15 protein-coding genes are annotated in these 18,731 nt (G+C 69.6%); 11 read left to right on the plus strand and 4 right to left on the minus strand.

All coding sequences use genetic code 11. From position 1 onward, the window contains the following. The first annotated feature begins 10 nt into the window (after window positions 1-10). The 4 genes from lipB to ACIQIB_RS32645 all read left to right on the plus strand — a co-directional run bounded on the left by lipB (window position 11) and on the right by ACIQIB_RS32645 (window position 3,243). Window positions 11-808 carry a lipoyl(octanoyl) transferase LipB gene (lipB, locus tag ACIQIB_RS32630; protein ID WP_363611429.1) on the plus strand — a complete coding sequence of 266 codons (798 nt, stop codon included), beginning with the start codon at window positions 11-13 and terminating at the stop codon, window positions 806-808. Between the two features lie 128 nt (window positions 809-936). Then, the gene (locus ACIQIB_RS32635) at window positions 937-1,893 is read left to right on the plus strand and encodes a lipoyl synthase (RefSeq protein WP_363611431.1); all 957 of its coding nucleotides are present in this window, start codon (window positions 937-939) and stop codon (window positions 1,891-1,893) included. Between the two features lie 271 nt (window positions 1,894-2,164). After that, the gene (locus ACIQIB_RS32640; protein ID WP_363611433.1) at window positions 2,165-2,362 is read left to right on the plus strand and encodes a hypothetical protein; all 198 of its coding nucleotides are present in this window, start codon (window positions 2,165-2,167) and stop codon (window positions 2,360-2,362) included. Between the two features lie 182 nt (window positions 2,363-2,544). Continuing rightward, window positions 2,545-3,243, plus strand: coding sequence for a DUF4191 domain-containing protein (locus ACIQIB_RS32645; RefSeq protein WP_400659022.1), 699 nt, complete (start codon window positions 2,545-2,547; stop codon window positions 3,241-3,243). A 95-nt stretch (window positions 3,244-3,338) separates the two neighbouring features. On the opposite strand, the gene ACIQIB_RS32650 is transcribed toward ACIQIB_RS32645, so the two are convergent. Further along, the gene (locus ACIQIB_RS32650) at window positions 3,339-3,806 is read right to left on the minus strand and encodes an RDD family protein (RefSeq protein ID WP_363611437.1); all 468 of its coding nucleotides are present in this window, start codon (window positions 3,804-3,806) and stop codon (window positions 3,339-3,341) included. 253 nt (window positions 3,807-4,059) lie between these two features. Between ACIQIB_RS32650 and glnA the strand changes: the two genes are divergently transcribed. Together glnA and ACIQIB_RS32660 are read left to right on the plus strand one after the other, a co-directional pair. After that, window positions 4,060-5,472, plus strand: a complete 1,413-nt coding sequence (gene glnA, locus ACIQIB_RS32655; RefSeq protein WP_363611439.1) for a type I glutamate--ammonia ligase — start codon at window positions 4,060-4,062, stop codon at window positions 5,470-5,472. A gap of 355 nt (window positions 5,473-5,827) precedes the next feature. Then, complete coding sequence (locus tag ACIQIB_RS32660; protein WP_363611441.1) at window positions 5,828-6,640, plus strand: alpha/beta fold hydrolase; 813 nt, start codon at window positions 5,828-5,830, stop codon at window positions 6,638-6,640. Here ACIQIB_RS32660 and ACIQIB_RS32665 read toward each other — a convergent pair. Continuing rightward, complete coding sequence (locus ACIQIB_RS32665) at window positions 6,637-7,959, minus strand: XRE family transcriptional regulator (RefSeq protein ID WP_363611443.1); 1,323 nt, start codon at window positions 7,957-7,959, stop codon at window positions 6,637-6,639. The two genes, ACIQIB_RS32660 and ACIQIB_RS32665, sit on opposite strands and share 4 nt — an antisense overlap. Before the next feature lie 378 nt (window positions 7,960-8,337). On the opposite strand from ACIQIB_RS32665, the gene ACIQIB_RS32670 reads away from it, so the two are divergent. The 5 genes from ACIQIB_RS32670 to ACIQIB_RS32690 all read left to right on the plus strand — a co-directional run bounded on the left by ACIQIB_RS32670 (window position 8,338) and on the right by ACIQIB_RS32690 (window position 16,320). Then, entirely contained in the window at window positions 8,338-8,487 is a 150-nt protein-coding gene (locus tag ACIQIB_RS32670) for an FxLD family lanthipeptide (protein WP_363611445.1), read from the plus strand. 90 nt (window positions 8,488-8,577) lie between these two features. Further along, window positions 8,578-11,658: a lantibiotic dehydratase gene (locus ACIQIB_RS32675; protein WP_400762428.1), complete on the plus strand. Its 3,081-nt coding sequence runs from the start codon at window positions 8,578-8,580 to the stop codon at window positions 11,656-11,658. Beyond that, window positions 11,655-12,929, plus strand: coding sequence for a lanthionine synthetase C family protein (locus tag ACIQIB_RS32680; protein WP_363611447.1), 1,275 nt, complete (start codon window positions 11,655-11,657; stop codon window positions 12,927-12,929). The genes ACIQIB_RS32675 and ACIQIB_RS32680 overlap by 4 nt, the downstream gene beginning before the upstream one ends. Before the next feature lie 28 nt (window positions 12,930-12,957). Continuing rightward, window positions 12,958-15,048, plus strand: coding sequence for a methyltransferase, FxLD system (gene fxlM, locus ACIQIB_RS32685; protein WP_400762431.1), 2,091 nt, complete (start codon window positions 12,958-12,960; stop codon window positions 15,046-15,048). A 129-nt stretch (window positions 15,049-15,177) separates the two neighbouring features. Next, window positions 15,178-16,320, plus strand: coding sequence for a hypothetical protein (locus ACIQIB_RS32690; RefSeq protein WP_400762433.1), 1,143 nt, complete (start codon window positions 15,178-15,180; stop codon window positions 16,318-16,320). Window positions 16,321-16,811: 491 nt separating this feature from the next. On the opposite strand, the gene ACIQIB_RS32695 is transcribed toward ACIQIB_RS32690, so the two are convergent. After that, window positions 16,812-17,246: a VOC family protein gene (locus ACIQIB_RS32695; protein ID WP_363611453.1), complete on the minus strand. Its 435-nt coding sequence runs from the start codon at window positions 17,244-17,246 to the stop codon at window positions 16,812-16,814. A gap of 294 nt (window positions 17,247-17,540) precedes the next feature. Further along, window positions 17,541-18,608, minus strand: a complete 1,068-nt coding sequence (locus ACIQIB_RS32700) for a PP2C family protein-serine/threonine phosphatase (protein ID WP_363611455.1) — start codon at window positions 18,606-18,608, stop codon at window positions 17,541-17,543. Between the last annotated feature and the right edge of the window lie 123 nt (window positions 18,609-18,731).

Consider the following 18,731-nt stretch of genomic DNA (forward strand, 5'->3'; position numbering starts at 1 on the left):
AGGTGGACGCATGAGCGAGAACGTGCGGTTCGTACGCATGGGCATAGGCGCGGGGGCGATCCCCTACCCGGAGGCCTGGGAGGAGCAGCAGCGGCTGCACGCGCTGCGCGTCGCGGACGAGATCCCCGACACCGTGCTGCTGCTGGAGCACCAGCCCGTGTACACGATGGGCAAGCGGACCAACCCGGCCGACCTGCCGCTGGACGGCACACCGGTGGTCGAGGTCAACCGCGGCGGCGAGATCACCTGGCACGGCCCCGGCCAGCTGGTCGGCTACCCGATCGTCAAGCTGCCCGAGCCGATGGACGTCGTCGCGTACGTGCGGCGGCTGGAGGAGGCGCTGATCCGCTCCTGCGGCGAGTTCGGCGTGGAGACCTCCCGGGTCGAGGGCCGCAGCGGGGTCTGGGTCCTGGGCGAGACCATCCCGGACGCGGTGGTGGACCCGTCGCAGGTGGTGGACATCGGCAAGCTGACCCTGCGGATGGGCCTGCCGCTGGGCATCGACCCGCGGCTGGCCGGCCCCGAGTACGCGCCGTCCAACGCCGGCCAGCGCGGCGACGACCGCAAGCTCGCCGCGATCGGCGTCCGGGTCGCGCGCGGTGTCACCATGCACGGCTTCGCGCTGAACTGCGACCCGGACATGACCTGGTTCGACCGGATCGTGCCCTGTGGCATCCGCGACGCGGGCGTCGGCTCGGTCTCCTCGGAGCTGGCCCGCGACTTCGCCGTCGGCGAGGCGCTGCCCGTGGTGGAGAAGCACCTGGCGGCCGTGTTCGCCGAACTGCCCGAGCCCGCACCCGGCCGCTGAACGCCGGGCCGAGGGAATCTACCCGCCGGTAGCGCTGTTGCCCTGCGATTGCGGGCCGCGGGCCCGGCCAAGGCCGTACAAGCACAGGCGTACCCTGGGGGTACCCCGTCTAGTTCTAGGAGTCGCACGTGTCCGCTGTCGCACCCGACGGCAGGAAGCTGCTCCGCCTGGAGGTCCGCAACAGCGAGACCCCCATCGAGCGGAAGCCCGAGTGGATCAAGACCCGCGCGAAGATGGGCCCGGAGTACAACGCCCTCCAGTCGCTGGTGAAGAAGGAGGGGCTGCACACCGTCTGCCAGGAGGCCGGCTGCCCCAACATCTTCGAGTGCTGGGAGGACCGCGAGGCGACCTTCCTCATCGGCGGTGACCAGTGCACCCGCCGCTGCGACTTCTGTCAGATCGACACCGGCAAGCCCGCCGAGTTCGACCGCGACGAGCCGCGCCGGGTCGCCGAGTCCATCGTCACCATGGACCTCAACTACGCCACCATCACCGGCGTCGCCCGCGACGACCTGGCGGACGGCGGTTCCTGGCTGTACGCGGAGACGGTGCGCCAGGTGCACGCGCTGACCGCCGGCCGCGAGGCCGGGCGCACCGGCGTCGAGCTGCTGATCCCCGACTTCAACGCGGTGCCCGAGCAGCTGGCCGAGGTCTTCTCCTCCCGCCCCGAGGTGCTGGCGCACAACGTCGAGACGGTGCCGCGGATCTTCAAGCGGATCCGGCCCGCGTTCCGCTACGAGCGCTCGCTGGACGTCATCACCCAGGCCCGCGCGGCCGGGCTGGTGACCAAGTCCAACCTGATCCTGGGCATGGGCGAGACCCGCGAGGAGGTCAGCCAGGCGCTGGCCGACCTGGTCGGCGCCGGCTGCGAGCTGATCACCATCACCCAGTACCTGCGCCCCTCGCTGCGCCACCACCCGGTGGAGCGCTGGGTCAAGCCGCAGGAGTTCGTCGAGCTGCAGCAGGAGGCCGAGGAGCTCGGCTTCGCCGGGGTCATGTCGGGCCCGCTGGTGCGTTCGTCGTACCGGGCCGGGCGGCTGTACCGGCAGGCGCTGGAGCGCCGCGCGCAGGCGTCGGCGGTCTGACGGCGGCGGTCCGGCCACGGCGGCCCGGGCGGCGGCGGTCCGACCACGGCGGTCCGACGGCGGCGGTCAGGGCGGGCGGCTGATTTCGGCCAACCGGCGTGAACCACCCGAGGGGCGGGGCTTCGGCCCCGCCCCTTTCGGTTCATCGCGCTTTGACTGCCTGGTCACGGGCTGGTAACACGGGGTGGTGACGATGGAAGCGTTGCCGCTGACGAGGCCCTCGCGGGCGCGGTCGGTGGATTGTTCTCAGCCACGAGGGGAGCTGTTCGACATGCAGGTCGGCATGCAGGTCGGCATCCGGTCGGTGGGCAGCGCACTGCGGCTCGCGGAGAGCGTGCTGCTGGCGGGCGGCCAGCGGCAGGCCCGGCGCAACGCCTGGGCGGCCGTCTGCGAGAACCGCCGGTACGCGGCGGACCGGGAGCGCGACGCGCCGCAGGCCGGTCCGGTGCCGGGGTCCGGGCGCCGGTAGGGCTTGCAGGGCCGGTCCGGCGAGCCCCGGAACAGGCCGTCCCCGCCGGTCAGGGCGGGTGCGGCGGCCGAACGGCGGTGGGCGCCGGGCCGGCCTCGGCGTGTCGGCGTGCGGGCCCCCGGGTCACGGTTCGGGGCGAACGGGTACCCGGGCTTGGATATCCCGTACCCACGCCACGTACCATGAGCGTTATGGCGAGGGAAACATCCGAAAACCCCGGGCGGCTGAAGCAGATCCGCACGGCGTACACCATGACCAAGAAGGTCGACACCAAGATCGGCCTGATCATCGCCGGCGTCGGCCTGCTGACCTTCGGCGTGTTCCTCGCCATCGGCTTCGCGATCGACCACCCCGTCTACCTGGGCATCCTGGGCTTCATCGTGGCCTTCCTGGCCATGGCGATCGTCTTCGGGCGCCGGGCCGAGCGCGCGGCGTTCGGACAGATGGAGGGGCAGCCGGGGGCCGTCGCGGCGGTGCTGAACAACATCCGGCGTGGCTGGAGCGCGAGTTCGACCCCGGTCGCGGTCACCCGCAACCAGGACGCGGTCTACCGCGCCGTGGGCCGGGCCGGCATCGCGCTGATCGGCGAGGGCAACCCGAACCGGGTGCGCCAGCTGCTGGCCTCCGAGAAGAAGAAGATGGCCCGTGTGGTCGGCGACGTGCCGGTGCACGACATCGTGGTGGGCAACGGCGAGGGCGAGGTCCCGCTGAAGAAGCTGCAGATCCACCTGATGCGGCTGCCCCGCGCCATCACCCCCTCCCAGGTCACCGAGACCAACGACCGGCTGCGCGCGCTGGGCGACCTGCTCTCCAAGGCGCCGATCCCCAAGGGCCCGATGCCCAAGGGCGCCCGGATGCCCAAGGGCGGCCAGGTACGCTGACCCCCTCCCCCGTTGACATGAGACGGCCCCGCCACGGAACTTCCGCGGCGGGGCCGTTCGACGTTCTCCGGCCGGACCGGATCCGGTCCTCCGGGCTACATCCGGACCTCGACCGTGCCGACCGCCTTGTCGTGCAGACCGCGGGTATCCCGGTCCCAGACCAGCGCCGGCACCAGCAGGCAGAGCAGCAGGGTGCGCAGCAGCACCTGCGGGATGGTGGCGCGGCCGCCGTCGAGCCGGACCACCCGCAGACCGAACAGCCGCTTGCCGACGGTCGTTCCCGCGGTGGCGAGCAGCAGCACGGTGACCGCGAAGAACAGCGGGGTGGTCCAGAGGTTGGCCGAGGCCGCGGTGCCCTTGCCGATCAGCCCGTAGGCGACCAGGGAGACCAGCCAGCCGTCGACGAACAGCGCGCCGATCCGGCGGCCGGGGCCGGCGATCGAGCCGGGACCCTCCTGGGGGAGTCCGAGGCGCTCACCGCGGTAGCCGAAGTCGGCTCCCATCTTCTCGGCGGCCGCCTTCGGGCCGTCGATCCACGATCCCAACGCTTCTCTGGTGTCCACGAATCCACACTAACCGGGCGGGCCCGCCGGGCCGCCACCGGCTCCCCCGGAGGGTGAATCGCGTCGCCCGGGCTTCCCGCGTGGTCCAGACCACTCAAGGGGCCCGGCCCGCGCCGCTCAAGCGTTTTGCCCCGGAGCGTACGTCTTTGCCGCCCGCTCAACGACGGCGGTTAACATTCAGGAAACGACCGGGTCACCGGTTGGAAACGGGCCATTCCTAGGGTGAGCCCCATTCGCACGCCGAGGAGGATGGATGTTCAACAACGCCGCCGAAGTGAAGCAGTTCATTCAGGACAACGACGTGAAGTTCATCGATGTCCGGTTCTGCGATCTCCCGGGCGTCCTGCAGCACTTCTCCGTGCCCGCGGCGACCTTCGACCCCTCCGAGATCCTGATGTTCGACGGTTCGTCGATCCGGGGCTTCCAGGCCATCCACGAGTCGGACATGGCCCTGGTCGCGGACCTGGCCACGGCCCGCCTGGACCCGTTCCGCAAGGAAAAGCACCTCAACATCAACTTCTTCATCCAGGACCCGGTGACGGGCGAGGCGTACAGCCGCGACCCCCGCAACGTCGCCAAGAAGGCCGAGGCCTACCTCGCCTCCTCCGGCATCGCCGACACCGCGTTCTTCGGCCCCGAGGCCGAGTTCTACGTATTCGACTCGGTGCGGTTCGAGACCAGCGCCAACGCGTCGTACTACCACATCGACTCCGAGGCCGGCGCCTGGAACAGCGGCTCCGCCGAGGGCGACGCGCGCGGCTACAAGGTGAAGTACAAGGGCGGTTACTTCCCCGTCCCGCCGGTGGACCACTTCGCCGACCTGCGCGCCGAGATGTCGCTGGAGCTGGCCGCGGCCGGCCTGGAGGTCGAGCGCCAGCACCACGAGGTCGGCACCGCCGGCCAGGCCGAGATCAACTACAAGTTCAACACCCTGCTGCACGCCGCCGACGACCTGATGCTGTTCAAGTACATCATCAAGAACGTCGCCTGGCGCAACGGCAAGACCGCCACCTTCATGCCCAAGCCGATCTTCGGCGACAACGGCTCCGGGATGCACGTCCACCAGTCGCTGTGGACCGAGGGCTCGCCGCTCTTCTACGACGAGCAGGGCTACGCCGGGCTCTCCGACACCGCGCGCTACTACATCGGCGGCCTGCTCAAGCACGCCGCCTCGCTGCTGGCGTTCACCAACCCCTCGGTGAACTCCTACCACCGCCTGGTGCCGGGCTTCGAGGCACCGGTCAACCTGGTGTACTCGCAGCGCAACCGCTCCGCCGCGATCCGCATCCCGATCACCGGCTCCAACGCCAAGGCCAAGCGCATCGAGTTCCGCGCGCCGGACCCGTCGTCCAACCCGTACCTGGCCTTCGCCGCCATGCTGATGGCCGGCCTCGACGGCATCAAGAACAAGATCGAGCCGCTGCAGCCGGTCGACAAGGACCTCTACGAGCTGGCGCCCGAGGAGCACGCCAACGTGCCGCAGGTGCCGTCCTCGCTGCCGGCCGTGCTGGAGGCCCTGGAGGCCGACCACGAGTACCTGCTCGCGGGCAACGTCTTCACCCCCGACCTCATCGAGACCTGGATCGACTTCAAGCGCACCAACGAGATCGCCCCGATCGCGCTGCGGCCGCACCCGCACGAGTTCGAGCTGTACTACGACCTGTAAGAGGCGGGGCAAGGTGGGGTATTGCGGGCAGCCGACAGTGCCCCCAGAAAAAGGGCTCTTCGTCCCCTTCTGCGGGTCCTGACGGGCGTTGGTCAGGTGCGTCCGGGTAGGGGCCGGGCGTAACCGACCAAGCAGAGCAGGATCATGGCGCGGAGGGCCTCGACGATGCGGAAGCCGCAGGCGGATCTTCGCGTTCCGACCTGATACGAGATCTGCCGAACGATCGCTCCGAAGCCCCGTCTCCTGCTGTAGCCGGAGACGGGGCTTCGTCGTTTCCGGACTCCGCGCCGATCGGCGCGAGGTTGAGTCACGTGAGCGCGGCCCTCGGCGATGGGCAAGTGGCTACCATCTGTCCATGGCTGATCACGAGACGGCATTTCGGTCCCTCGACGGCACCCAGCTCTTCGGCACGATCACACCCTCCCCGACTCCCCCGGCAGCTCTGGCCGTGCTCGCGCACGGTGCCGGTGTCACCCGCGAAGAAGGCGGATTCTTCACGCGCCTGGCGGCGGGTCTGGCGTCCACCGGCATCACCTGCCTACGGTTCGACCTGCGGGCCCACGGTGCCAGCTCCGGCCGATTCGCGGATGTGACGATCGCGGGGGTGGCCAACGACATCCGGGCCGCCTCCGACCACCTTGTCCAGGTCGCTGAACGGCCGGGGCCGGTACACGTCGTCGCGGCGTCGTTCTCCGGAGGTGCAGCCGCGCTGCACACCGGCCACCGGCCCGACGATGTCGCCAAGCTGGTGTTGCTGAACCCCCGCATGGACTACCGGAACCGATTCATCACCGACCAGGCCGGCTGGAGCGAGGACTACCTGTCGGAGGAACGCGCCGCGAAGCTGGACGGGCGCGGGTTCTCCGTCCGCCAGCCGTTCGAGACCGGCCGGGCCCTCCTCAACGAAGTCTTCTTCCTGGCACCCCAAGCCATCTGCGCCGCCGTCCGCGTCCCCGTCCTCATCGTCCACGGCACGAAGGACACGTTCGTGCCTGTTGAGCTTTCCCGCCGGTACGGACCGCTGTTCGGCGCCGGCGCGGAACTGTACGAACTCGAAGGCGCGCAGCACGGTTTCGCAGTCCACGATGACCCCACGTACGCGCACCCGCAGTCGCAGGCGTGGCAGCGCGAGGTCATCGCCAAGGTGAGTGGCTTCCTGGCCGCCTAGCCAGCCGCGAGCACGAGAAGGCGCTCGTGGAGTTCCCGCACTGCTGGCCGCCGGCGGTGCGGGAACAGGATGCGGGCGGTGTGGTGGAGTTCGGTGATGGCTTGCCCGTAGCGGGCGGGAACGGCGACCTCCAAAGCGCGAAGGGCGACCGAGGCCGCTTCGTCCGGCTCCCCCGCCTCGGCGAGAGCGCCCGAGAGATAGGCGCTGTAATGGGCGTGGTCGCGGGGAAGGAACGCGTCGGGGATCAGGTGGGTCTGGAACACCGAGACCGCCTCGGCTGGTCGTTCGGCCTCGCGCCAGCAAATCCCGGACTGCACCAGGAGCCGCGTTCGGGTGTACCCGTCGCCGAGAGGGCCCGTGCAGGTCGCCGGGCCGCTTGGCGGCGCGGCCTGGTCAAGGGCGGCGTGCGCCTGGTCCAACACCCGCTTGATCTCCTCTGGGTCGGCCCCGGTCATGGCCAGACCTCGGGCCTTCTGCTGGAGCGCTTCGGCACGCGGGCGCGGCGGAAGCGTCCACTGGCTGCCGGTTGCCGCTTCGGCCAGATCGAGTGTCCGCGCGGGGTCGTTGCGGCCGAGCGCCTGTGCCTGGCGCAGTAGGACGTAGGCGTGCATCGCGCCGTCGCCGGTGAAAGTCGCCCACTCTTTCGACTGGCCATACCAGTAAGTAGTGATCTGCTCCGGTGATCCGGCGTCACGGTGCAGCCATGCGGTGAACTCCGCCGCGCGGGCACCGAGGTTGAGCAGCTGATGCCGGATCACCGACTTGGCGTCACGGGCAGCGGTGTTGATGACGGAGAGAAGTCCGAGGGCAGTCGGCATCGCGCGGTGCGGACCCGAGAAGACGTCCGTTCGGGCCGTCTCGTCCAACGCGTCCCGTAGGTGACTGACGAGTTGGTGATCGCTATAGCGGTAGGCATCTCGGGTGGCCGCGGTGAGATGGTCCAGCGCCGCAAGATCGAGCAGCGGAGCGGCAGCGGCCACTAGGCCGCCCACGAACGCGCATCGAAGCACGTGGTCCGCCAGGTTGGGTTTGAGGTTGGAGGAGACGTCAAGCCTAGTCGATTTTCTGGCCGTTGGGATGAAGCCAAGCCGTTCGAGGGGGGTTTCGAACATCTCGGTCAGCACACAGCGCGCGTCGCGGTTCGGCCATGTCGTCTGCCCCGACTCCCAGCGCCTGACCTGCCGCACCGAGATCTGCGCCTTCGACTGGATGGCTAAGGCCGAAGCGTTGTACGCCTCGGCAAAATCCTCCTGCGTGCGCCAGCCGCGTTCGACTCGCGCTGCCACGAACTTCCAGTTCGTGGTTGTCCGTTCGGGCATGAGCACCCCCCGTCACTCCAGCCTAGGCCACCGGACACAACCGGTAGCGCGAGGACACAACCTACCTATCGAAGTGTCCGGTGATTTGTCCTCCGATCCGGCCTCGTGCTTGGCACTTGCAAGCGGTGAACTGTTCATCAGCCGCCCGGGACGAGGAATGCCGATCCCCCTCGGCAACCGTGGAACCGCACCGGGCGGCTCCCTGCGGCGGCTCCGTCGATGCGTCCCCGACACCGAAGGGATGCCGCGCCCAACCCGACATAAGGAGCGGACCGTTGTCGAGCGGCCTGCTGGTACAAGCCACTGACCGCATCACATTTTCCTGGCTCTGAAAACCCAGGCCAGGTACCGGAAAAGCCGTCACAAAGGAGGAATGAGATGGCTCAGAACGCCCCTGTGGCTCCAGCCGCCGACGAGTTCGAGCTGGACGTCACCCTGCTGGAGGTCGCCGACTCGGCCGGCCTGGTCAACATCACCAACGACAACTGTGGCAGCACTTGCGGTGCCTGCACCACCGGTGTCGCCTGACCGGGCGCAACTCCCGTTGAGTAAGCCGGTGCCGCCGTACTGCGGCGGCACCGGCGGTCCCGTTCACCGTGTCCATACGGAGGTAATAGCGTGGTCACCCAGGCCCCCGCGTTCCGTTCCGGCAGTGCGGCGCTCGTGCGCGCCGTCGCTCGCCCAACGCTGCACCTTCCACCATGGCCTGACCTGACTAACACCGCCGCCGACCCTGCGCGAGCGACTTCTCAGGTCGCATGGCTCCGGGCGGTTTGGGAAACAGAAGGTGTTGCCGAAGGACTGCGGCATGCGAGTCCGGTGCTCGCCGCACAGGTACACGCCCTGGGTGAGGCCGAGAATCCCGCGCCGCGCGATGTCCGGCGCGCCGTGCTGTCCGTTGCCCGCTACCTGCTGCGTTCGCAGGGTCGCGCCACCCCATTCGGCCTGTTCGCCGGAGTGACAACCGCCTCCTTCGGGACGAAGGTGCAAGCGGCTTGGGGCACTGAGCACCGGGCAGTGGTCCGGGCCGGAGCGGAGTGGCTGGCAGCGGTAACCGCTCAACTGGAGAGCTGCCCTGAACTGTTGGACCGTTTGCCTGTAGTCGCCAACACCTCGTTGATGATTCGCGGCGACCGGTTGATCGTGCCGTACCAGCCGAACAACCATCAGCGGGGGACCGGGGCCATCGAGGTCTCGCTACGCCACACCGCCCCGGTGAAGTCGGCCTTGACGGCTACCCGCGCCCCGATTCCGGTTGGGGGCGTGAGGGCGAAACTCCTGGCCGAATTTCCCACGGCCGGCCCGGAGAAGGTGACCGCACTACTCACGGAGCTGGTCGCCAGACGTGCACTGATCACCGTTCTGCACGCACCGAGTACCGAGACCGACGCCTTGCGGTACCTCGTGGCGCAGTTGGAGGCCGTAGACGCAGCGAGCATCGTGCAGGTAGCCGATCTGGTGATCGCACTTCGAGAGATCCACCCGGCACTGACTCTCAGTCAGGATAGCGTTGTACGCGAGGATGTGGCCGTTCGGATGCAGCGCCTGGCGCCGGTCCGCAAGCATCCGCTCGCGGTGGACCTGCGGATGGACGCCACGGTCACCCTGCCACGGGAAGTGGCCCGCGAGGTGGAGCGCGCGGCGCTGGCCCTGGCCCGTCTGAGTGCCGCTCCTTACGGCGCCGCTGAGTGGAAGTCGTATCACCAGCGGTTCTACGAGCGCTTCGGGATCGGCTCGATGGTGCCCGTACTGGATGTCGTCGCTGACAGCGGGATCGGATTTCCCGACGGCTATCCGGGGTCCGGGGGCTCGGAACGCCGATCACCGGTGTCGAGCCGGGACGAGGCCCTGGTCCGCCTGGCGCAGGGCGCGGCACTGGATGGCCGCTACGAAGTAGCCCTGGACGAGATGCTGATGAAGAATCTGGAGCTGGGACCGGACCGGGTTCGGCTGCCGCCGCATCTGGAGGTGGGGGTACGTGTGCACGCCGCCAGCCTGCACGACCTCCAGCACGGGGATTTCCGGCTGGAGGTGGTGAGCGTTTCCCGAGGTGCGGGCGTCGGAATCGGTCGCTTCCTCAATGTCCTGGAGCCGCAGGACCACGCCCGACTGGCTGTGGAGTTGGCCGATCTGCCGGGTGCCGACGGCGACACCGTGCCGGCGCAGTTGTCGTTCCCGCCGTTAGTGCCGGAGACGGCTCACGTCACCCGCTCCCCGCAGGTCTTGCCGACCGTGATCAGCCTGGAGGAGCACCGTGCTCCCGACGACGAGGTCCTGACAGTCGAAGACCTGGCCGTGGGTTGCGATGGTCGCCGGATGTATCTGGCCGCTCCGGCGCACGGCCACCGGGTGGAGGCCGTAGCCATGCACGCGCTGAACCTGCACACCCACACCCCGCCGCTGGCCCGCTTCCTAACCGAGCTGAGCCGTGCTCAGTGCGCTGCGGTGACGCTGTTCGACTGGGGCGCGGCGCGGGCGATGCCGTTCCTACCCCGACTGCGCTACGGGCGCACCGTCCTTTCCCCTGCCCGGTGGCAGTTGGAAGCGGCCGAGCTACCCGCCCGATCGCAGCCGTGGTCCATGTGGGACGAAGCCCTGGCCATGTGGCGGGACACACACCGGTTGCCGCGACAGGTGTACCTGACCGAGGGGGACAGGCTGCTCGCGCTGGATCTGGACGAGCCCGGCCACCGCGTTCTGCTGCGCGTGCACTTGGACCGTGTCGCGCACGCGGTCCTGACGGAAGCCCCGGCCGAAGCCGGTTGGTGCGGTGGCAGGGTTCACGAAGTCGTCGTTCCTCTGAAAACGGCCGAACCGCCGGCGTGGCCGCGCCTGCCGAAGCCCACCCGTGCGCGGATCATCGGGCGGGACCAGGGGCAGACCCCTGCCATGTCGTCGGTACTCCTCGCCAGCCTGTACGGGGATATCCGCCGCCAGGACACCATCCTGGCCGAACACCTCCCGGCCTTGCTCGACCGGCTCGGTCAGCCGCCCTGGTGGTACGTCCGGTTCCGCGACCCCGACCAGCACCTGCGCCTGCGGATCGCTCTACCCGACCCGGAAGCGTTCGGGCGGGCAGCCGGTACGGTCAGCGTCTGGTCCGACGAGCTGCATCACGCCGGACTACTGCGGGAGGTGCGCTACCCCACCTCCTACCCCGAGACCGGCCGCTGGGGCTCGGGGCCGGCGTGGGCTGCCGCCGAGGAGGTGTTCCGCGCTGACTCACGTGCCCTGCTCACCCAGTTCGGCCAACCCACCCGCCCGCATCGGCGGGCACTGGTCGCCGCTCACAGCGTCTCCATCGTCTCTGCCTTCCTGGGCAGCACCGACGCAGGCATGCGCTGGCTCATCGACCACGTTCCGCCCACAGCACCCGAGCCAGTGCCCCGCGACCAGTTCAACGAAGCCGTCCGGGTCACTGACCCCCGCGACGACTGGGCGGCACTTCGCACGGTGCCCGGCGGTACGGCCACCGTGGAGGCGTGGGCTGAACGCGACTTCGCGGTGGCCGCCTACCGGAACCATCTACCCGGCCCGGACACCCAGGGCATCGACACCGACGACGTTCTTGGCTCCCTCCTCCACGTCCACTTCGTACGCGCCGTCGCCGTCGACTTCCCAGAAGAGGCCATCTGCCTGTACCTCGCGCGAGCCGCCGCCCTCGCGTGGACTGCCCGCACCACCGGGAGGCCCGTGTGACGCAGCATCCAGCCGCTGACCTCGCCATGGTGATCAGCGAACGACTCGCCCACCCCGACACTGCCCCCGCCGAGCGGCGCGCTCAGGCGTGGTGGCCGCAGTCGCTCGCACACGGCATTCCCGGCATCGCCCTGTTGCACATCGAGCTCGCGGCTGAAGGACGGGCACCCTGGCAACGCGCCCACGACTGGCTCGCCGCCGCCACTCGAGTCCCCATCACCAGCGGGACCGACAGCCACCCCTACTACGGGGCACCCGCCATCGCCCACGCCCTTGCCTGCGCTGCCGATCGGCTCCCCGGCTCCTACAAGTGCGCCCTCGGCATCCTGGATCAGCAGATCGCCAACGACACCCTCCGCCGCGTGGCCGCCGCGCACCACCGCATCGACGCCGGGCACCTTCCCACTCTGGCCGAGTTCGACGCGCTCCAGGGACTCACGGGCTTCGGCGGCTACCTGCTACGCCGCGACCCCGACGGCGATGCCGTACGCGCCGTCCTCGAATACCTCGTTCGCCTCACCATCCCGATCACCCTCGCCGGGGAGGTATTGCCCGGGTGGTGGACAGCATCGGCGCCCTCCGGACGGGCAGACGACCGGTTCCCCGACGGCCACGCCAACAACAGCGTGGCCCACGGCATCACCGGCGCCCTGAGCCTGCTCTCCCTCGCTGCCCTGCGCGGCACCATCGTTGGCGGCCAGCTCGACGCCATCCACACGGTCTGCGCGTGGCTGGACCGCTGGCGTGTCGAGACCGGCCACGGCCCGACCTGGCCCTACTGGGTGACCCGCGCCGAACTCCGCAGCAACCTGCCCAAGCAGTCCGGGCCACTGCGTCCGTCGTGGTGCTACGGCGGTGCGGGGCTGGGAAGAGTGCAACAACTCGCCGCTCTCGCCCTCGGCGACACCGACCGCCAGCTCCTGGCGGAGATCGGGCTGGTCGGCGCTCTCAGTGATCCGGCCCAGCTCGCGGCGACGACCGACATCTCGTTGTGCCACGGCTTCGCCGGTCTCGCCCACGTTGCCGCCCGCGCGGCCGATGACGCCCTCCCTGAAACTGTCGGCCAACTGCGCGCCCTTATACCCGCGTTGCTTTCCGCCGTCCACCCCCCGGGCACCGACGCGGAACATGTGACCACCGCGCTGATGGGCGCCGCAGACGGCGGCCCAGGACTTCTCGACGGCGCGGCCGGCGTCGCCCTGGCCGTACTCACTCCCAGTGCCGCCGCCCCGCCCAGCTCCGCCTGGGACGCCTGCCTACTCATCTCCTGACCGCCCATCACCAGCCTGAGGACGCCGGATGCCAACCGCTCGCTGGCACCAACACAACATCGAGTTCCCCGACCGCGAGACCGCCCAGCAGGTCGTCGCCGACGCCATCGGCCCCGCCCTGCTCTCCGCCGGAACCGGAGGTCTCCTCCACGGCTGGTGGTACTTGAACAAGCAGCCTTGGCCGCTGCGCTACCTGACCGACGCTGCCATCCCGGGCGTCATCAACGACCTGCTCAACACGCTGGCCGCCCAAGGCCGGATCGTCAGCTGGACACCCGGGATCTACGAACCCGAGACATTCGCCTTCGGTGGCGACGCAGCCATGGACGCCGCCCACGCGCTCTTCCACCACGACAGCCGCCACCTGCTCACCTACGCCCCGTCCCCCACCGCCGGGCATCTGGGCCGACGGGAGACCGTGATCCTGCTGTTCAGCGCAATGATGCGGGCCGCCGGCCTGGACTTCTACGAGCAGGGCGACGTCTGGGACAAGGTCGCCAAACTGCGCCCGGCCTCTGACCCCCGTCCTTCCGAGCTCCCTGCCGAGAAGGTCACGGCGATGCGCCGGCTCATGACCGTCAACGTCCGAGCCCTGTGCAACCCAGACGGTCCGCTCGCCGGGCATGACCCGTGGGTGACCGCCTTCGAGCAGGCCGGGCAGACGCTGGCTCACCTGGCGCGTCGCGGCGCGCTGACCCGGGGACTGCGGGCCGTCCTGGCTCACCATCTGATCTTTCACGCCAACCGCGCCGGCCTCCCCGTGGAGGACCAAAGCGCCATGTCAGCACTAGCGAGAGAAGTAGTCATGGGAACGAGTGACAACGTCGCGTCTTCGCCCGGCGCGGCCTCCGAGCGCACTAGCCTCGACGAGGTGAACAGCGACACGATCGAAGAGATCGACACCGCCGCCGAACGCCTCCGCAACGTCCTGGTCGACCAGGTCATCACGGAGGGGCGTGTGCACACACCTCGCATCGAGGCGGCCATGCGGACCGTGCCCCGCCACGTGTTCGTCCCCGAGGTGTCCCTCGAAGAGGCATACACCAATTCGACGGTCGACATCAAGCAGAACAGCGATGGGACGTCGATCAGTTGCGCATCGCAGCCAGGCGTCGTCGGGCTCATGCTGGAACAGCTCCAACCTCAACCTGGCAACAAGGTACTCGAATTGGGTGCCGGCACCGGCTACAACGCCGGGCTGCTCGCCCACCTGGTCGAAGGGGGCGGCCACGTCACCACGATCGACGTGGACGACGACCTCGTGGAGGGTGCCCGGTCACACCTGGCCACGGCGGGGATCGAGAACGTCACCGTCCTGCGGACCGATGGAGCGCTCGGCCACCCCGACGGCGCACCGTATGACCGTATTGTCGCCACGGTCGGTGCGCACGGTGTCCCGCACGCCTGGATGAAGCAGCTCGCGCCCGGCGGTCGGCTGCTCGTGCCCCAGCGACTGCGGGGTAGCGTGTCCCGATCCATCGCCTACGAGCGCAAGAACGGTGCCTGGGTCTCCATCCGTAGCGAGATGAACACCTTCATGCCGCTGCGCAGGGGAATCGCCGACGACGAGCGACGCATGATCCCGGTGGCCTCGAACGGCTCCGTGCGCCTCCAGACCAACAGCGAACAGCCGGTCGATGCGGACGCTCTGGCCGACGTGCTCGACCAGCCTCGTACCGTGCTCTGGGCTGACGTCTTCTACCGCGCCATGGAGTCGCCCGAGTGGATGGAACTCTGGCTGTCCTGCACGCTGCCCAGCGGCCTGAACCAGATGCCCTTCAAGCGGGAGACCGTCGGCGACCTGCTCACCGAGGACCCGTACCCGAGTTCCACCGCAGTGTTCGAGAAGGGCGCACTCACGTATCTCGCCCGACGCCTGTCCCCCAAGCGCACCCCCGAAGGCGGCAAGCTGTGGGAGTTCGGGGTCGTCGGACACGGGCCCGGCAGCGACGAGTTGGCCGACCGAGTAGCCGAGTCGATGCGCACCTGGGACCGCGAGTACCGGGACCGCGAGGCCCAGTTCGAGATCCAGCCCCTGACCGCCGCGCCCGTCAAGCCCGCCCCTGGCCGGTTCACCATCGACACTCCGCTCAACCGGATCGTCGTCGCGTGGCAGTGAGTCGGCCTCTGGCCGGATAGCGCCACAGGTCCCGCTGGCCACACGCCTGTGGCCGGCGGGACCCGTAGGACCGGACAGCCGGTCCGGCCCCAGCGCCCGCGCATCCAAACGGTCGTCCGAGAGGAACACATGGACCCCCACGGACCAATAGCCCGGCGCTTCCCGCTCGTGGCACGAGCCCGGCCGGGATGCCTCCCGCTCCCCGCCCGGGTCGGCAAAATCCGCAAACTCGCTGACGAGGCCGAGCGGGAGGCGTACCAGGGCGTTGCCTCCAGCATCTTCAACCAGGCAGCGCTCCTGGCCTCCGATCTCGGGCTGCCCGACACTGCCCGGTACTGGTGCCACCGGCACGCCGCTGCCTACCTGCGCTTGTGCCCTCTGGGCGGCATGGACGCGATCCGCAACCTCGAACCGATCATCAACCTCGCCCGGCTCCACATCCGTGCAGGCCACGGAGACCAGGGCCACCGGCTGCTCCTTTCCCTCTACGAAGCCGTCACCGAAAGCAAGGCAGCCGTCCTCGACGGAATCACCGTGCCGGCCAACCTGACCGCCACCGACGCGGATCGCCAGGAAGTGCGCCAGTGGCTGTGGCGGGTCATCATCGCCGACGGCACGCGCGCCCTGACCGCGTCGGGACGCTGGCGGGACGCCCTCGCCCATGTCCGGCAGCACCACGGCATCGGCAAGCACATGCTCGACGGCCGCCAAGTCGCCGTCCTCGCGCTCGCCACCACCGGCGACCACGCCGGCGCTCAGCAACTCCTCTCCGACACCGCCCCGGGCGAACCCTGGGAGAACGCCGTAACTGCCTGCCTCACCGTCCTGTGCCGGCCTCCCGGCCACCGGCCCACCGATGAGGAGATCGACAGCCTGCTGACGCGCTGCCGCCAAGTCGGCTTTCGCGCGGATCTGGTGGTGTTCCACACCCGCCTGACGCTGTCGGCCATCGACGCCGTCGGTCGCGACCGCCACCGACGCGTGCAAACTCAGGTGGCACAGCTGGTCGACCAGATCCTGGAGGTCGGCGACGGGTACGCGGCACGAGACGTGCTCACCCATGCCGCGTGTGCGCTCCTGATGACGGACCGCCAGAGATACTCCCTCACCCAGGTACTGGATGCGTGCGCGCTCGATCGCCGAACAGTTCCGCCCGAGCTGGACAAGGACCTCTCCGCTTCCCTCGACCGAGCCGAAGCGGTCATCACCGGCCAGTCGGTGCACGTGGATGACGGCCGGATTCTGACCGACCCGCAGTCGACCGGGCCGTGACCCAGCCCGAGGCGCAGCCTCAGCCCGCTGAGCAGCTCACCGCCGAACCAAGAGCTGAACAGCCAGCTCGCTCAGCTCCGCCATGAGAAGCAGGAGCTCGAACGGAGACTCGCCGAGACCAGCGACGACCTCGTCGCCGCCCGAGCGAGCCTCAGGAGGATGATCCGAAGCGAGAACTCACACCAGCGGCCGAGCGTCGGCGGGCACGTAACTGGTTCTAAGGACCTGTGTTGGCCCCACCGGAGGGCTGCGGTGGGACGCCATCTGCGCTCCGAGTCCAAGGAGCGCAGATGGCGCGGATGACCGAGGTGAAGATGTTCGCCGCGATCCGGCGGGACACACGGCTTGAGGGTACGGGCGTCCGGGCGCTCGGCCGGAGGTACGGAATCCGTCGCCGGGCGGTGCGGAAGGCACTGCAGCGCCCTGACAGGCCGGGGCGGTTCTTCGTCCTGGGCAAAACGGGGACAGAAAGAGGACGCGTTCGCGGCGCCTCAGTCGAGACAGAACTCGTTGCCCTCGATGTCCTGCATCGCGATGCACGACTCATTGACGCCATCGGCACGCAGTAGTTGCACGCGCACCGCACCGAGCGCCGTCAGCCGTGCGCACTCGGCCTCGAGTGTGGCGAGGCGTTCTTCGCCCACGAGCCCGGTGCCGACCCGCACGTCGAGATGCAGCCGATTCTTGACGGCCTTGCCTTCGGGAACGCGCTGGAAGTACATGCGCGGGCCCACACCTGAGGGATCCATGCAGACAAACGCCGAACCCTGGCGCTCAGGCGGCAGCGAGCGATTGAAATCGTCCCACGTGGCGAACCCCTCCGGTGGCGGCGGTACGACGTACCCCAGCACCTCGCACCAGAAACGGGCGACGCGCTCAGGTTCCGCGCAGTCGAAGGTGACTTGGAACTGCTTGATCGATGACATCCGTCCTCCGTAACGCGTGCTGTTCACCGAGACCCCGGATGTCATCGCCTCGTGGAGAGCGGACGCGCCGCCAGGGATGCATCGATGTCCACCTCATCGTCGTGCGACTTGGTGATCTCGGTCACGGCGGGCAAGCCTGCCACCTGACTACCCGAGGCTCAACCAATTTTCCGTCTGCGCACCGGGACCGTGCCTGACATGCCTGAGAGCAGCCGTGCCGTCCGACGCGGGCAGCGGCCAGGAGCTGCGATTCGTTCCCCTGGCCGGGCGGGGGCTTCGCGGTGTGCGAGCCCCTCATGAGCGCGGAGGGCGGGCGGCCGGGGCGGGGGTGAGGGCGAGGACGGCGAGGTCGTCGGCGAGCAGGCGGGCGTAGTCGTGGACGTCCTGGGCGAGGAAGGAGACCAGGACGTCCGGGGCGGTGCTGCCGAGGAGGGCCAGCCGGCGGGCCAGCGGGTAGAAGGCGCCGACGGCGTCGCGGGCCTCGCTGACGCCGTCGGTGTAGAGCAGCAGGGTGTGGCCCGGTGGCAGGGCCACGGCCGTGGGCTTGGGGGGCGGGTCCATGGAGCGGAGGTGGCCGAGGCCGAGCGGCAGTTCGTCCGGGCAGACGACCGGGGCGATGGTGCGGCCGGAGAGCAGCAGCGGGGCGACATGGCCCCGGTTGATGATCTCCACGCAGTCGGAACCGGGCCGGTACTGGACCAGGACGGCCGTCACGAACAGCTCGTCGTCCCCGCGGTCGGCGGCGTCGCGCAGCACCGCGCGGTCCAGCTGCTCGGCGAGTTCGACCAGGTCGGCGGTGTCGTGCGCGGTCGCGCGGAAGGCGCCGAGCACGTCCGCCACCGTCCGGACCGCGCCCAGGCCCTTGCCCCGGACGTCGCCGAGCAGGACCCGGACCCCGAAGCGGGTGTCGCACACCTCGTACAGGTCCCCGCCGACCAGCACCTCGGCCTGGGCCGGGCGGTAGAGACCCGCCACCCGCAGGCCGCCGGCCCGCTCGGGGACCGGGCGCAGCACCGTGCGCTGGAGCGTCTCGGCGACCGTGCGGACGCGCAGCAGATGGCGGTTCTGCCGGATCCGCTGCCAGGACAGGGCGGTGCCCATCACCCCGGCCAGCAGCGTGGAGATGTAGACCCAGACGTGGTGCTGCTCGTCGAGGTGCCCGGCCCGCATGGCCAGCGCGATCTGGAGCACCAGGGCGCCGCCGGTCGCCGAGGCGGTCATGACCGGCCCGTAGCTGAACGCCACCACCACCGGCAGCGCGGTCAGCAGGAAGCCGGCCGCGACCGCGTCCGGGACGATCGCCTCCGCCACCAGGTCGAGCACCAGCAGCACGAAGGGCAGCCAGAGGACCCAGCGCGGCACACTCGGTTCCACGGGCGCCGACCGGGGCGGGCGAGGCGCTGCGGGCACGGCGGGGACCTCCTCGCGAACCGGTCCGGGATGACCGGTTTCGTCCCTCCATGTTCCCTTACCGACGGCCCTGTG

This window comes from Kitasatospora sp. NPDC092286, assembly GCF_044755565.1.
Classification (GTDB): domain Bacteria; phylum Actinomycetota; class Actinomycetes; order Streptomycetales; family Streptomycetaceae; genus Kitasatospora.